Source organism: Mesorhizobium sp. BR1-1-13 (assembly GCF_020165515.1).
Lineage (GTDB): Bacteria > Pseudomonadota > Alphaproteobacteria > Rhizobiales > Rhizobiaceae > Mesorhizobium.
Window position 1 is genome coordinate 1 of the sequence record NZ_JAIUIH010000017.1, and the last position, 14,393, is coordinate 14,393.

The window sequence follows — 14,393 nt, forward strand, 5'->3', positions numbered from 1 at the left end:
CCCGTAGAGGTTCTCCTGCGGGACTTGTTCGATGTCCTCGATCCATATCTTGCGCAGGCTCCGCTGAGCGCGGTCGGCCATCGCATCGTCCACGGCGGCGAGCGGTTTTCGGCTCCGGTCCTGCTGACCGGCGAGATCGTCGAGGCGCTCGACTCGCTGACGCCGATGGCACCCCTCCACCAGCCGGCCGGCCTGGCGCCGGTTCGCGCAATCTCCAAACTGCTGCCCGGCCTGCCCCAGATCGGTTGCTTCGACACCGCCTTTCACCGCACGCTGGAGCCGCCCGTCAACCGCTATGCGCTTCCGCGCAAGTTCGAGGAAAGCGGGATCCGCCGTTACGGCTTCCACGGCCTTTCCTACGAATTCGTCGCAGGCCAGCTGCAGGCGCTTTCGCCCGGACTCCGGGGCAAGCGTTGCGTGGTCGCGCATCTCGGCAGCGGATGCAGCCTGTGCGCGATGCGCGAAGGCAGAAGTCTCGACACCACCATGGGGTTCACCGCGCTTGACGGGTTGATGATGGCGACGCGGCCGGGCGCCATCGACCCCGGCGTGCTTCTCTACCTTCAGCAGGCGCGCGGCATGTCCGTGAAAGAGTTGGAGACCTTGCTCTACCACAAGTCCGGCCTGCTCGGCGTTTCGGGAGTGTCGGCAGATGTGCGGACCTTGCTTGGCAGCAAGGATCCTCGTGCGGCAGAGGCGATCGATCTCTTCACGTTTCGGATCGCCCGCGAGATCGGGGCGATGGGAGCCACGCTCCAGGGCTTCGAGGCGCTGGTGTTCACGGGAGGGATCGGAGAGCATTCCTGGCAGATCCGTGAAGCGGTTTGCGAGCGCCTGCGATGGCTGGACGTGTTGCTCGACGCGAATGCAAACCAGTCGGGAAAAGGGCGGATCACCGGCGAGGGCAGCGCGGTCGAGGTTTATGCAATCACCACTAACGAAGAATTGATCATCGCCCGCCAGGTGCTGGCGACCGTGCCGATCTGACCGCTGAACTCGGTCCGCGGCGACCCGCCGGGACCATCAGGCAGGAACCTCCGGGCCTGGGGATTGTTTATCGGCAATAAAGAGTTGATATGGAAGGACTTCCTCATGGCAAGGGAGAATCCGGCTTCCACGGCCAGCATCGCCGGCCATCCCATCCATCCGATGCTCGTGCCCATTCCCATCGCCTGCTTCGTTGGCGCTTTGCTGACGGACCTGAACTACTGGCGGACGGCGGAGATGATGTGGGCGAATTTCTCGGCCTGGCTGCTGACGGTCGGCGTGATCGTGGGCGTGCTGGCCGCCATTGCCGGCCTCATCGACTTCCTGGGCGATAGCCGGGTGCGCGCACATAAAACCGCGTGGCTGCACATGCTGGGCAATGCGCTGGCGGTCATACTCTCGTTCTTCAACATGCTCATCCATACCCGTGATGCCTGGACCTCGGTGATGCCGACAGGCCTGATCCTGTCGGCGCTGGTGGTACTCATCCTGATATTCACCGGCTGGCTGGGCTGGGCCCTTGTCTACCGCCACCACGTAGGAGTGGCCGATGAAACCGTTTGACCCATCCGGCAAGCGAAGCGCTTATGGTGCCGGGCTTGTGCTCCTTTGCGTTGCGACGCTCGGCACCGCGGGCTGCAGCGACGACGCCGCCGACCCAAGCACTCAGATCGGCCCCAACCCGAATTTGCCGGAGATACAACAATATCTGTTTCCCCCGATGCATCTTGCATCCGTCGTCGGCTGGAAAAAGGACGAAACGCCGAAGGTAGCGCAAGGCCTGCGGATCCATGCGCTGGCCACCGGGCTTCAGCATCCGCGCTCGCTCTACGTCCTGCCGAATGGCGATATGCTGGTCGTCGAATCCAAGGCCCCGCCGGAACCATCAGCCAACCGGCCGAAGGATCTGGTGATGGGCTTCATCGAATCGCTCGTCACGTCGGGCGGCGACACAGGACCGAGCAACCGCATCACCTTGCTGCGTGACAGCAATGGCGACGGCGTGCCGGACGTCCGGGACGTGTTCCTCGATCATCTGAATTCGCCCTTCGGCGTCGCCCTGGTGGGAAACGACCTCTACGTCGCCAACACCGACGCGATCATGCGCTACCCCTACAAGCCAGGCGACACCAAGATCACCGCGCCGGGCGTCAGGTTGACGGAATTGCCGGGCGGTCCGATCGATCATCATTGGACCAAAAGCCTCGTCGCCAGTCCGGACGGTTCGTTGCTCTATGTCGGCGTCGGGTCGAACAGCAACATTACCGAAAACGGCATCGGCGCGGAAAAGGACCGTGCCGCGATCTGGGAGGTGGACAGGGCCACCGGGCGATCGCGTATTTTTGCCAGCGGATTGCGCAATCCGAACGGCTTGAGCTTCGAGCCGCAGACGGGAGCACTCTGGACCGTCGTCAACGAGCGCGACGAACTTGGGCCAAATCTAGTGCCGGACTACATGACCTCGGTGAAGGATGGCGGCTTTTACGGCTGGCCGTACAGCTATTACGGCCAGCATGTCGATCCCCGGGTAATGCCGCAGCGCCCGGATCTGGTCGCCAAGGCGATCGTTCCCGATTATGCGCTGAGTTCGCATGTGGCACCGTTGGGCATGGCTTTCTACACCGGAACCAGCCTGCCGCAGACATATCGGGGCGGCGCCTTTGTCGGCGAGCACGGCAGCTGGGACCGGCCCGGGCTGAATGGCTACAAAGTCGTCTTCGTGCCATTCAGCGGCGGCCGTCCGAGCGGCATGGCTCAAGACGTCGTCACAGGCTTCCTCAACGGCCAGGAAGAGGCGCGCGGGCGGCCCGTCGGCGTCGCCATCGACAAAACCGGAGCGCTGCTGATCGCCGACGATGTCGGAAACACCGTATGGCGTGTCACGCCCGCGGGGTAATGCCCGCTGCTTCAGGCATGTTGCTCACACGCCGGTCTCCTGACGGCCCGATGGTCACGAAATATTACGTGAGGGAACGTCCGCGCTGAAATCCGCATTTTCCGGGGGAGACGACGCTCGTCTCGAACTTGGACTGAAAGGAGAATTAGCATGCCCAATCAAGGTGGTAGCCACGAGCAACACGTGAAGGCGGGCCAACAGAGCCATAAAAACACGGAAAACAAGAACCGCCAGCAGCAACAGGCCGCGGGCAACAATGAGCGGCAACAGGGTGACGGCTCCAACATGCGGGGCGGCACGCACGAACAACATGTCAAAGCCGGCCAGCAGAGCCACAAAAATCGCTAGCCGCGCATCGAAATCGTAAGCCGCACATCATGACATCGAGAGGGCCCATCCCGCGGAATCGGGGTGGGCCTATGTCTGCCGACCTCAATCCGCGGGAGCGGTGTAACGGCGGCCGATGGCTTCGGCGATGGCGGCGCGGCTTTCCTTCATGTCCGTGCCGATGTCCGCTTCTATGTCGGCAACCTCGTCGGCGAGGTTCTTGTCCTTGATCTTGCTGCGGAACCAGTCCGAATAATCGCCGGCGCGCAGGTGATGTTCCCAGGTGCGGTCGTCGATGCCTTCGGCGATGTGAAGAAACATCATCAGGTTCTGCGCTTTCAGGTTAAGCGCTCCGTCCGGACCCCGGAAGTAGAAGCTGTTGTCGCCAAGGTCGCCCTCGGCATATTTGCGCATATGCCGCTTGCGAACCTGGCGAGGCCGTTCGACCTTGACCGTCCTGATCGGCTCGCCCGAGGATCGCTTCCAGAACAGGACTTCGTCCTTGGGAGGCGGCACGGCGCCCTCGGGAACGTCGATGCCGACCGCGGCACAGAAGCTCGCGACGATCTTGTCGGCTTCCGGCCCAAGCGCCAAAACGGTTTCGACGCCGGCCAGGACGTCGCGCGAGACCAGATCGGGGTGCACCGTGATCAGGATGGTCGCGGGAAGGCTCTTGGGCAGCGCGAACGAAGCGCCGTCGCGGGCCCGCGGCAAGAGATGATGCGCTTCATCGATGATCAGCCAATGCGGCCGGCCGGTCCGCGCGCGAATGCTGGCCATGTCAGGCAGCAGCTTGGCGAAATTGCCCGGCCGTTCTGCGGTCTTCAGTCCCAGCATGTTGACCGCGACATTGTTGGTTGGCTTGGACAGAAGATCAAAGATCTCACGCGAGATCGGCGGGGTCTTGGCGTCCCCAACCACCACCACGTCTTCGAGTTCCTGATAGTCGCCTTCGGGGTCGAGAACGCAAAACTGGAAACCGTTCTCGACAAAGCGCTCGGTCAGGGCCGTGGCAAGCGTGGACTTGCCGATCCCGGACGTGCCGACCAGCAGGACACCGCCGTCATGCGGTGAAAGATGCACCCGCGCGCCCGATTTGTCGGTTCCCACTTCGACGTGTTGGCGAGCCGTCTCCACGAAGCCGGCATCGCGCGATATGAGTTGCTCGATCAGCTCCACCACCCCGGCACCCCGAGGGCTGGCGGTTACGAAGTCGGCCGTCTCCTTCACTGTCGGCAAGGCGTTGGCCACCGCAACGCCGAAGCCGACAGCGCGCAGGAATGCATGATCGTTCTCGGCATCGCCGACGCCAACGACATTGTGGGCGGAAAACCCCAATTCCTCGAGCGCGCAGGCAAGCCCGGTGGCCTTGTTGACCCCGCTTGGCAACACCATCACCGCGCCCTTGTTGAAGATGATCTCGAGCTCAAGTCCGAGTTCCTTGATCTCCGACAGCACGGCGGCTTCCTGTGGTTCCCAGGTGGCCACGACGCAGCGTCCGACCGACAGTGGCGCGACCCCGCGGCGCTTGAGCCGGTCGACGAATTCGGCCGGAGGCGCCGGCGCCAAAAGCCGTTCCTTCTTCGAAGCGGGCGTATAGAGCAGCGCACCGTTTTCCGCGACCACCCTGTCGAAGATGTCGAGCGCCGGAAAGACCCGCTCGAGATCGGCAAGCTCGCGGCCGGTTACCATGATCAGCTTGCGGCCCGTCTGCTTCAGTCGTTCGAGCGCAGCATAGGTCTCATCGGAGACGACCCCGTCTTCGGCCAGCGTGCCGTCATAGTCTGTCGCTAGGGCAAGAACATACATCCTGGATATCGTCTGCGCTTGAAACCAGACACCCCGATCGCCCGAAGGCAGCTTCGGCTGGTCCGGGCTAACGATGCCGAATGGCGATGGTTCCATGCAGGGAAACGGCCCATGCAATGATATTGAAACCCAGGACTCCGCGATAATTTTGCCCGTCGCGCCCGATTTCGTTCAGGCCGCAACGCGACCGTGGCGGAACCAGGCAGGGTTCCCGCTGTTAACAACGCGGGCGATCAATCGGTTGCCGATGTGTGGGAGCCATGCGTGCCATGATCAACGATCCGCTGCCGGGAACTGTTCCGGCATCCCTTCCCACAATTGACGCAAAGGCCGCCCCGACGCTCAAGAACGCCGAGGCGGAGGTGTTCTATACCGAAGCCATTCGCGAACTCGCCGCCACCGACATTCCTTTCCTTGTCGCCGGAACCTATGCGGTAAGCGCCTACACCGGCGTCATCCGTCAGACCAAGGACCTCGATATCTTCTGCAAGGCAGGCGACTACGCGCGCATCCTGGCTCATTTCAAACAGCTCGGCTACGCGGTCGAGATCGAGGACGACCGATGGCTTGGAAAGGTCTTCAAGGGTACGCATTTCTTCGACATCATATTCGCCTCCGCGAACGGAACGGTGCCGGTAAGCGACCAGTGGCTGGAGCATGCCCGCCAAACCGAACTGTTGGGAAGCCGGGTGAGGATCATCAGCCCGACCGAGCTCATATGGTCCAAATGCTTCATCCAGGACAGAGGGCGTCATGATGGGGCGGACATCGCCCACACCATCCTCAAGGCGCAGGACCAGATCGACTGGCACAGGCTTCTGTCCTACCTGGAAGTCCACTGGGAAGTGCTGCTGATGCAGCTTCTCAGTTTCAGATGGATCTATCCGAGCGAGCGTGACCGCATCCCCGCGTGGCTGCTTGACGAACTGCTCGACCGTCTTGCCAAGCAACGTCAATTGCCTTCCCCCAGAATGAAGATCTGCCGCGGCCGCCTGCTTTCGCAAACCGACTACGAAATCGACGTCAAGGAATGGGGTTTTGCCGGCGTCGGCGGTACAGGAGAATTGCGCGATGGCTGAACGGGCCGAAAACGCTGTGGCGATGGATAGCACCACTACACTCAAGGTGGCAGCCGTTGGCGACCTGCATGTAAAGGAGGACGTCCAGACGTCGTATCGCGATCTCTTCGGCGAGATGTCACGCGAGGCCGATATCCTCGTCCTTCCAGGCGATCTGACCAATCTGGGCAAGCCCCGCGAGGCCGAGATCCTCGCCGAAGACCTGCGCGCCTGTTCCATCCCGGTGGTCGGCGTGCTCGGCAACCACGATTATGAATCCGGAGCGGTCGAGGACGTCGCGGAAATCCTGCGTCAAGCGGGCGTCCATCTCCTCGACGGGCAGACGACGGAAATAGAGGAGGTCGGCTTCGTCGGCGTGAAGGGGTTCGTCGGAGGGTTTGGGTCACGCATGCTCGGCTCCTTCGGCGAGCCGGCCATCAAGTCAATGGTCGCCGAGAGCGTCAGCGAGGCGATGCGGCTTGAGAACGCGATGCGCCAGGTTCGCGCAAAACGCACGCTTGTCATTTTGCACTACGCTCCGATCGTCGAGACCATCGCCGGCGAGCCCTTGGAGATATTTCCGTTTCTGGGCTCGTCGCGGCTGGCGGAAACGATCGACCGGTTCCAGGTCAGTGCTGTCGTGCACGGCCATGCGCATCGGGGAAGCTATGAGGGCCGCACGCCGGGCGGGGCGCGGGTCTACAACGTCGCCATGCACGTCTCCAAACCGACCGGCCGACCATATGCCTTGCTTGAAATCTGACGGAGTCGGGACGCCGTCCCGACGATCAGCTTACCGCCTTGATCGATTTTGCCAGTTCTTCGAGCTTGTGCGGATCGTTGCCGTGACGGCGCACGAGCTCGCGTGCCTGATTGGACGGCAGATCGGCTGTTGCCGCCAACTGCCGGACCTGTTCACTGTCGACCGCGACCTGCGGCAAGTTGCTGCCGGAAATTCTCTCGTCACCAGCCATCGTCTTCCTCCTCGATCGATTGTCGAAACAACGGATTGGAAAACCGTCCGGTTCCGAAAGACGCGGCTGAAGTCGACCGCGGATGCGATCGGCAGCGCGTCACCTCCATGGAACAAATGACGCCGGCCAGGAGTTGCGTCCCGAATGAAGGGAGGTGATCCCGTGCCAAACCCACGAAAACCAGATCCTAATCGCGACGTGCCGATGCCGGCGCCGACCTGGAAGCCGGAACCGATCGAGGAGCCTGATCCGGAGCAACTTCCGGACGAGACGCCTTTGCCCAATCCCGACGAGAACGAAGAGTCGCCGATGCATGCCGGGAGCCGCGTCGTCCGACCGTGCGACGCGTGAGATACTGAAACGTCTCGTGCCGACTCCATCGTGGTCCACTGCAACTACGGCAAGGGGCGCATCAGCAAAGGAGAACATCATGAAAGTTGGCAACTGCATGACGCAAGGCGTTCAGGTCGCCAGTCCGGACCAGACCCTACGGGAGGCCGCCGCCGCCATGGCCAGCCTCGATGCCGGCGCTCTGCCCGTAGGCGAGGACGACCGACTGGTCGGAATGATTACCGATCGCGACATCGCCGTCCGTGGCGTCGCCCAGGGCAGGGGGCCTGATACCCGGGTGCGCGAAGTTATGAGTGCCGAGATCAGGTACTGTTACGACGACGAGGAGATCGAAGACGTGCTCCAGCAGATGGGGGACCTTCAGGTTAGGCGGCTGCCGGTGATCAACCGTGAAAAACGGCTGGTTGGCATCATCTCGCTTGGCGATCTCACGAAGAATGGCGAGGCCGCGCAAGCCGGTGAAGCGCTGAACGGCATCTCACAGCCAGGCGGCGCGCATTCGCAGACGGCACACTGACCATCGATAACATGGCGAGAGTCGCTGCCCGCGTGCCGCGGGCGGCGACCGCGGTTCAGCGATCGATCTCTCCAAAGACGATGTCGAGGGAGCCGATGATCGCCGAGACGTCGGCGATCATATGCCCCCGGGACAGATAGTCCATCGCCTGCAGATGCGCGAAGGACGGCGCGCGAATCTTGCACCGGTAAGGAACATTGCCCCCATCCGAAACCAGATAGACGCCGAACTCGCCTTTCGGCGCCTCGACGGCGGCATAGACCTCGCCCTCGGGCACGTGATGGCCTTCCGTGTAAAGCTTGAAATGGTGAATGGTCGCTTCCATGGAGCGTTTCATCTCCGCGCGGCGTGGCGGCGTGATCTTCCGGTTGGGAATTGCGACCGGTCCCTGGCCTTGCGGCGACCGCAGCATGTCAAGACATTGCCTCATGATCCGGACCGACTGGCGCATCTCCTCCATTCGTACGAGGTAGCGGTCATAGCAATCGCCGTTCTTGCCGATGGGAATATCGAAATCCATCTGCGGGTAGCATTCGTAAGGCTGCGCCTTGCGCAAATCCCATGCCGCGCCCGATCCCCGCACCATTACGCCGGAAAATCCCCAAGCCCAGGCATCGTCGAGACCGATGACGCCGACGTCGACATTGCGTTGCTTGAAAATGCGGTTTTCGGTGAGCAGCTCTTCTAGATTGTCGCAGACTTTGAGGAACGGATCGCAGAAATCCCAGATGTCGTCCAACAGGTCCGGTGGAAGATCCTGGTGCACGCCGCCGATCCTGAAATAGTTGGCATGCATGCGGGCGCCGGACGCGCGTTCATAAAACACCATCAGTTTTTCGCGTTCGGCGAAACCCCACAGCGGCGGCGTAAGGGCGCCGATATCCATCGCCTGCGTGGTGACATTGAGCAGATGCGACAGCAGCCGGCCGATCTCGCAATACAGCACGCGGATGAGCTGGCCGCGCTGTGGAACCGAGATCTGGAGCAGCTTCTCCGCCGCCAGGCAGAAGGCGTGCTCCTGATTCATCGGCGCCACATAGTCAAGCCTGTCGAAATAGGGCAGGGCCTGCAGGTAGTTCTTGTACTCGATCAACTTCTCCGTGCCTCGGTGCAGCAGCCCGATATGCGGATCGACGCGTTCGACGACTTCGCCATCGAGTTCGAGCACCAGCCGCAGGACGCCATGCGCCGCAGGGTGCTGCGGTCCGAAGTTTATCGTGAAATTGCGGACCGTCGCGTCAGCCATGACGCCCTCCTTCGACCTTTGCCGCCTGGCTGCGGACCTGGGACATCCGCCCCGGCATCGGGTGCTGACCCATGCCGTCAGGTCGTGGTCTGGATGATCAGCGTCAGCGTGCCGTTGCCGTCAATGTTGGCCGCCACCACTTCGGAGGCATCAAGCCCATTCGCGGCCAGCACCGACGAGGCTTCAGGCGATGCGCTGACCGAGCTCTGCAGGACGTGAAGGTCTTCCTGGCTGGTCTGGGCAACCACGGTCTCGACCTTGGCCTTGAGGTCGGGGGGCAAGTCCGCCAATGCGACGATGGCTACGTTGGTGAATGTCTGTCCGGTGATGCCCTGGTCGGGACCGGTCTGATCAGGCACGGCTTCCGGTGCTGGTGCGGCTGGGGGAAGAGGCGCGTTTTGGGACTGTGCATGGGCAGGCAAAGCCAAAGCGAACGCCGCCAGGATGATGATCGTCTTGTTCATGATGTTTCCTTCCTTGTTCGAGGAGGATCGATCGGGATGCCGCGCGACAGGAACTGCCGAATGCAGCTATCGCCTCGAACAGCGTTGCGTGTTCAAAGCGCGAAGCCCGGATTTGTTCCGGCTCCAGCCTCAAACCGTTCGATGTCGTAGCGCGGACTGATCCGAGCCAGTATCTCGACGGACGGTTTGGCCGCATCGGGCTGTTTCCAGCTCAGCTCGAAGGAGAATATGAAACGGCCGCGCTCGATGTCGTGCTGCATTCCGAGAAAGCGCCAGCGATAGCCCAGCGGTTGAACCAATGGATCGAGGTCAGGCGGAACGCCGTTCGCCGACGAGATCGTCAGGATCGCATGATGGGTTCGTGGAATCCACAGATCGACCTGCTTCAGCACCTGAAGCGTTATCAAAGTCAAAACCGTCCCCGCTGTGCCAAGTGCCAGTTGCCCACCGCCGAAGGCGAGGCCGATTGCGGTCATGACCCACAAGGTGGCGGCCGTGGTGACACCTGTCACGAAGTCGCCGCGGCGAAGAATGGCTCCGCCGCCAATAAAGCCGACGCCCGTCAGCACGCCCAGCGGAAAACGCAGCACGTCCATCACACTGAACGAATCCGCATCCTTGCCACCCACCTCAAGCAGGATATTGGCCTGCATCATCGCGATGGCGGCCGCCAGGCCGACGAGGATGGTGGTTCTGAGCCCGGCGGTGTGGCCGCGGGCTTCCCTGTTCAGTCCGATGATCACGCCGGCAATAAAAGCAAGAGCCAGGCGCAGGGCGAGGTCGGTCAAGGTTGGATGAAGCGGCATGGTCATGGCGAGGACGACTCACGCAATGGGCTCGTTCTCCAACACCGCGGAGCGTTCGATGGTTCCCACGGTGGAAGGTGAAGCATCTTGTCGGGTTTCAGGCAACCCACGACGTCCCGGCGCGTTTGGCACAGAACGCACTCGGGAGATCTTTCCATGCCGCTCACCGCCTTCGCGCTCAATTGCACCTTGAAGGCCTCCGACGACGCCGAGAGATCGTCCACGGACCGCCTGCTGGCGGATCTCCTGGCGGCAATGGTGCCGCATGGGGTCCGCGGCGAGATTGTTCGCGCCCTCGACCATGACATCAAACCCGGCGTGCTGTCGGACATGGGCGAGGGAGATGGTTGGCCGCAGCTCCGCAGGAAGATCCTCGACGCCGACATCTTCGTGCTGGGCCTGCCCATTTGGCTCGGCCAGCCGTCGAGTGTCGCCAAGCGCGTCCTGGAACGAATGGATGCGTTTCTATCGGAGACCGACAAACAAGGCCGGATGCCGGCCGCTGGCAAGGTCGCGATCGTGGCGATCGTTGGCAATGAAGACGGCGCCCATGCCTGCCATGCAGCGTGCTTTCAGGCGCTAAACGACGTCGGCTTCACGATTCCTGCCAATGGCGGCGTGTATTGGGTTGGGCAGGCTATGGGCGACGTCAACTATGTCGACCTGCCCGGAACGCCGGAAGCCGTGGTCGAGATGATCGAAATGACGGCTTCGAATGCGGCCCATCTGGCTACCGTGCTGAAGGAAAGGCAGTATCCCGGCGTGAGAAAGTGAAGAGATTTTCGTGGCGGCTTCTCCATTCACGGAGTGTCTGTTGGCCCTGACGCCATCGGCCACTCGATGGTCGGTTGGCGTCCTCTTGTCTCACGTCTCGTCAAAAGGTCCGGCCCGCCTGGCCAGATCGCGCGATATGGCACCTTCCTCTTCGTCGTCGGGCAACGCCTCGTCGCTGTTCTGGTAGGCGTTGTCATCGTCCTCCTCCGGCAGGTCCCCTTCCTTCTCGACGTCGACGACAGCGTCGACATTGTCGGACACCTTATCTGGAAGAACCCTGCCGCCCTTGATTGCATCCCAGTCTGTCTGCTGGATTGCCGGGGCTTCAGTTTCGTCCCGTTGTTCGGATCGTTGCTTCTTGCGCGGTTCCATCTCATGTCTCCGATATGAACGGGGTGCCTCATGTGGCCCCTTTGTCGCCAGTGCGTCGCTTTCCGCCGTCGGCTATCCTGATGGGTCGTGGAATGGGAAAGGCTAACGGATAACCGCCAACCCCGGCCTGTGGTTCCTCTCAGTGGGATCGGTTGGTGTTCCGCCGCGGGCCTGGGATGCAGCATCGCGGGGTGGGCCGCCGCATTCGCGCAACCAATCCCGCATTACCTCGTTTTGCCTTTGAGACCGGCCCTTGATCGAACTGTACCGATTGGAAACCTCAGAGACACTCAAATGAACCCCTCAGCCGAGCCCCGATCACCGTCGGGAAACAATCTCCATATTCAGCCTTTCCATGGAACGGTGACCGTCAGATTCTCCGACGCCATCATCGCCTCCACCGAACATGCACTGCAGGTCCAGGAAAGGGGAAGGGATGCTGTGTTCTACATCCCGTTCCAGGATATCTATTTCGACCTGCTCGAGAAAACCGATACCACCTCGATATCGCCAAAAGGCACTGCGAGCTATTGGCGCGTGCATGCCGTTGGCGGATCGGCGGATGATTTCATGTGGGCGTATGAAGAGCCGGAGGCGCCTGTCCGGATGCTTGCTCGCCACGCTGCCTTCGATCCCGGCAAGGCTCGCATAGACGCCGATCCCGCTGAAGACGAGCGCCACACGCCTCACATCGTGGAATAGCAGGGCAGCGGCCCGGGTCGCCTTCACGCTGCGCTGTCTTCGTCGAGAATGCGCAGGCCCTCTTCAAATTTCGCGATGGGAATCCCGGCCTGCCGCGCTTGCCATAGGTTGTCGGCCAGATCGGCACGCTTGACCGGCCGCGCCAGAGGATTTGACGCAGCCCGGCGCACGAAAGCGATTTCATTCTCGCCACGCCTCTTCGTCAGCGCATCGACCGCGGCGACAATCGAGGGACCAAAGCCTGCGGATTTCAGCCTCGTCCTTGTCCAGCCCTCCCCTTTTTCGAGGACGTCATGCAGATAAGCCACGATCTTCTGGTCAAGGGTTTCGACCGCGTCGACCACGCGCCTGCAGTGTTCGATATAGGGTTGCCCGGTCTTGTCGGTCTGCGATCGATGCGCGTCCTCGGCAATCTTGGCCGCCCGGTAGAGCATGCTCATTGCCAGCCTCCCTTCATTCGATCTGTTCGAAGCGGCATTGCCGCGGCGCCTTGTCCGGCCGCCATCGCAACAGTTTGGTTCCATGGCGAAACCGATTGCCGGTGACATGATCGAAACGGACTTCGACAACCAACTCCGGCAGCACGGGCTCCCATTCCCCGCTGCGCTCGGTGCTCCAGCGGCTCGGCCCACCGGGAGCCTTGCCGGTGAAGCCGGGTCCGCCTCGCAGTTTCTCGAGCTTCGCGGTAATTTCCGTCCTGTCGTCCTTGCCCATCGTCGACGTGAACCCGACATGGTCGAGCTTGCCGTGGTCGTCATAGAGTCCGAGGAGCAGGGATCCGACTTGGCTGCTGCCCGTCAGGTAGCGGAACCCGCCGACGACACAGTCCGCCGTGCGCAGCCGCTTGACCTTGATCATAGCGCGCTCGCCCGGCCGATAGGGGTCCGTCAGCAGTTTGGCGACAACTCCATCGGTGGAGCCGTGGCCGGACTCGCCCAGCCAGCGTCTGGCGGTGGTCACGTCGGTGGTGCGCGGCGACAACCGCAACGAGGAAACGCCCGACCTCGTGACGAAGCGCTCGAGCGCGGCCCGTCGTTCCGTCAAGCTCTTGTCGAGCATGATCCCGCCATCCGGATCGGCGAGAATGTCGAACAGGACGAGATGGGCCGGGGTCTGCGCGCTCAGCATGCGAATCCTGCTTTCAGCAGGGTGAAGCCGCATCTGCAGGGCCTCGAAGGAGGGATCGCCATTCACTTCGATGACGATCTCGCCGTCGACAACGAAAGACTGAGTATCGAGATCGCGCAACAGTGTCGTTATTTCCGGAAAATACCGGCCGAGCGGCTTGCCGGACTTGGCCCTGAGATCGACGCTTGCGGCGCCTTTGAAGGCCAGGCAGCGGAATCCGTCCCACTTCGGCTCGTACTGCCAGAGACCGTCGTCGCCCGGCAGCGCGTCGGCCGCCTTGGCCTCCATGGGGCGGGTATCCAAAGGCAGTGGAAAAGCAGCGGCCACGGCCTCTACCACCGCTCTTCGGCGTCGTGGTGCGGCAGGTCCACACCGCAGCATGTCCATCCGAGCCGTTGCGCGGATCCGTAGTTGTACCGTGGCTCGAGATCGGCGGGATCGTCGAAGGTTCCGACATGCAGGGCGATTTCATCCGGCGATGCATCGTAGGCCAACGCGATGGGCGATCCGCAGTCGCGGCAGAAGCTTCTTTGTGCGATGGGTGATGACCTGCGGCAGAAAGGCTTGTTGGAAAGCCATTGCAAGCTGGCTGATGGTACCCACGCCAGGACTGCAAACGCACTGCCGGTCGAGCGTCGGCACATGTCGCAGTGGCAATAGTGAGCGCGCGGGTTGGAGATGGTGCGATAGCGGACATTGCCGCACAGGCATCCCCCGGTTCGTTCTCTCGTTTCTTGCTGCGCGACCATTGGCCGATCTCTCGAACCTCGATGCTGGTCAACGTTCCACCGATGATGTGGTTTCCGAAAGCCCGAGGGGAACGAGTTTCGTTGCCTCGCGTTTGGTCGGCACTCGAGAAACTGGGGACTAGCGCAAGGATGTCGACTTGAACGGAACCCCTATCCGGCTGGCATGTGCGTTCAGGTATCTGTCCATGGCTGCTCTGTGCCGGCTCGACGCCGAAGACGACAAAGCGGGTCG

The 14,393-nt window shown here is 62.0% G+C and carries 18 protein-coding genes; 9 read left to right on the top strand and 9 right to left on the bottom strand.

Annotated elements, in window-relative coordinates:
• The 4 genes from LB533_RS27450 to LB533_RS27465 form a co-directional block, all read left to right on the top strand.
• The coding region (locus LB533_RS27450; protein ID WP_224678666.1) for an acetate/propionate family kinase at nucleotides 1-987 on the top strand (987 nt) is incomplete at its 5' end.
• 105 nt (nucleotides 988-1,092) lie between these two features.
• Nucleotides 1,093-1,551 (top strand): DUF2231 domain-containing protein, encoded by a 459-nt coding sequence (locus tag LB533_RS27455; RefSeq protein ID WP_224678695.1) that lies wholly within the window; start codon nucleotides 1,093-1,095, stop codon nucleotides 1,549-1,551.
• Nucleotides 1,538-2,884 carry a PQQ-dependent sugar dehydrogenase gene (locus LB533_RS27460; RefSeq protein ID WP_224678667.1) on the top strand — a complete coding sequence of 449 codons (1,347 nt, stop codon included), beginning with the start codon at nucleotides 1,538-1,540 and terminating at the stop codon, nucleotides 2,882-2,884. The genes LB533_RS27455 and LB533_RS27460 overlap by 14 nt, the downstream gene beginning before the upstream one ends.
• 150 nt (nucleotides 2,885-3,034) lie before the next feature.
• The gene (locus LB533_RS27465) at nucleotides 3,035-3,232 is read left to right on the top strand and encodes a hypothetical protein (protein ID WP_140639833.1); all 198 of its coding nucleotides are present in this window, start codon (nucleotides 3,035-3,037) and stop codon (nucleotides 3,230-3,232) included.
• An 84-nt stretch (nucleotides 3,233-3,316) separates the two neighbouring features.
• Here the strand turns inward: LB533_RS27465 and LB533_RS27470 are convergent, their stop codons facing one another.
• Complete coding sequence (locus LB533_RS27470) at nucleotides 3,317-5,020, bottom strand: HAD family hydrolase (RefSeq protein ID WP_224678668.1); 1,704 nt, start codon at nucleotides 5,018-5,020, stop codon at nucleotides 3,317-3,319.
• Nucleotides 5,021-5,289: 269 nt separating this feature from the next.
• On the opposite strand from LB533_RS27470, the gene LB533_RS27475 reads away from it, so the two are divergent.
• Together LB533_RS27475 and LB533_RS27480 are read left to right on the top strand one after the other, a co-directional pair.
• On the top strand, nucleotides 5,290-6,099 hold the full coding sequence (locus LB533_RS27475) for a nucleotidyltransferase family protein (RefSeq protein ID WP_140639832.1): 810 nt from the start codon (nucleotides 5,290-5,292) through the stop codon (nucleotides 6,097-6,099).
• Nucleotides 6,092-6,841, top strand: a complete 750-nt coding sequence (locus LB533_RS27480) for a metallophosphoesterase (RefSeq protein WP_140639831.1) — start codon at nucleotides 6,092-6,094, stop codon at nucleotides 6,839-6,841. The genes LB533_RS27475 and LB533_RS27480 overlap by 8 nt, the downstream gene beginning before the upstream one ends.
• A gap of 25 nt (nucleotides 6,842-6,866) precedes the next feature.
• Here LB533_RS27480 and LB533_RS27485 read toward each other — a convergent pair whose 3' ends face one another.
• Nucleotides 6,867-7,052 (bottom strand): hypothetical protein, encoded by a 186-nt coding sequence (locus LB533_RS27485; RefSeq protein ID WP_140549729.1) that lies wholly within the window; start codon nucleotides 7,050-7,052, stop codon nucleotides 6,867-6,869.
• 430 nt (nucleotides 7,053-7,482) lie between these two features.
• On the opposite strand from LB533_RS27485, the gene LB533_RS27495 reads away from it, so the two are divergent.
• Nucleotides 7,483-7,920 (top strand): CBS domain-containing protein, encoded by a 438-nt coding sequence (locus LB533_RS27495; RefSeq protein WP_224678669.1) that lies wholly within the window; start codon nucleotides 7,483-7,485, stop codon nucleotides 7,918-7,920.
• A gap of 55 nt (nucleotides 7,921-7,975) precedes the next feature.
• On the opposite strand, the gene LB533_RS27500 is transcribed toward LB533_RS27495, so the two are convergent.
• The 3 genes from LB533_RS27500 to LB533_RS27510 all read right to left on the bottom strand — a co-directional run bounded on the left by LB533_RS27500 (nucleotide 7,976) and on the right by LB533_RS27510 (nucleotide 10,442).
• On the bottom strand, nucleotides 7,976-9,166 hold the full coding sequence (locus tag LB533_RS27500) for an NADH-quinone oxidoreductase subunit D (RefSeq protein WP_140639828.1): 1,191 nt from the start codon (nucleotides 9,164-9,166) through the stop codon (nucleotides 7,976-7,978).
• Between the two features lie 77 nt (nucleotides 9,167-9,243).
• Nucleotides 9,244-9,630, bottom strand: coding sequence for a hypothetical protein (locus tag LB533_RS27505; RefSeq protein ID WP_224678670.1), 387 nt, complete (start codon nucleotides 9,628-9,630; stop codon nucleotides 9,244-9,246).
• Nucleotides 9,631-9,722: 92 nt separating this feature from the next.
• Nucleotides 9,723-10,442, bottom strand: a complete 720-nt coding sequence (locus tag LB533_RS27510; protein WP_318011227.1) for an MgtC/SapB family protein — start codon at nucleotides 10,440-10,442, stop codon at nucleotides 9,723-9,725.
• 150 nt (nucleotides 10,443-10,592) lie between these two features.
• On the opposite strand from LB533_RS27510, the gene LB533_RS27515 reads away from it, so the two are divergent.
• On the top strand, nucleotides 10,593-11,210 hold the full coding sequence (locus tag LB533_RS27515) for a flavodoxin family protein (RefSeq protein WP_140639826.1): 618 nt from the start codon (nucleotides 10,593-10,595) through the stop codon (nucleotides 11,208-11,210).
• 90 nt (nucleotides 11,211-11,300) lie between these two features.
• On the opposite strand, the gene LB533_RS27520 is transcribed toward LB533_RS27515, so the two are convergent.
• Complete coding sequence (locus LB533_RS27520) at nucleotides 11,301-11,582, bottom strand: hypothetical protein (RefSeq protein WP_140639825.1); 282 nt, start codon at nucleotides 11,580-11,582, stop codon at nucleotides 11,301-11,303.
• A gap of 363 nt (nucleotides 11,583-11,945) precedes the next feature.
• On the opposite strand from LB533_RS27520, the gene LB533_RS27525 reads away from it, so the two are divergent.
• Nucleotides 11,946-12,284, top strand: a complete 339-nt coding sequence (locus LB533_RS27525; RefSeq protein ID WP_318011228.1) for a DUF427 domain-containing protein — start codon at nucleotides 11,946-11,948, stop codon at nucleotides 12,282-12,284.
• A 23-nt stretch (nucleotides 12,285-12,307) separates the two neighbouring features.
• Here LB533_RS27525 and LB533_RS27530 read toward each other — a convergent pair whose 3' ends face one another.
• The 3 genes from LB533_RS27530 to LB533_RS27540 are packed head-to-tail and all read right to left on the bottom strand — an operon-like array spanning nucleotide 12,308 to nucleotide 14,161.
• Nucleotides 12,308-12,724, bottom strand: a complete 417-nt coding sequence (locus LB533_RS27530; RefSeq protein ID WP_140639823.1) for an HD domain-containing protein — start codon at nucleotides 12,722-12,724, stop codon at nucleotides 12,308-12,310.
• 13 nt (nucleotides 12,725-12,737) lie between these two features.
• The gene (locus LB533_RS27535; RefSeq protein WP_140639822.1) at nucleotides 12,738-13,793 is read right to left on the bottom strand and encodes an ATP-dependent DNA ligase; all 1,056 of its coding nucleotides are present in this window, start codon (nucleotides 13,791-13,793) and stop codon (nucleotides 12,738-12,740) included.
• Nucleotides 13,745-14,161, bottom strand: coding sequence for a GFA family protein (locus LB533_RS27540; RefSeq protein ID WP_140639821.1), 417 nt, complete (start codon nucleotides 14,159-14,161; stop codon nucleotides 13,745-13,747). The genes LB533_RS27535 and LB533_RS27540 overlap by 49 nt, the downstream gene beginning before the upstream one ends.
• Nucleotides 14,162-14,393 lie beyond the last annotated feature (232 nt).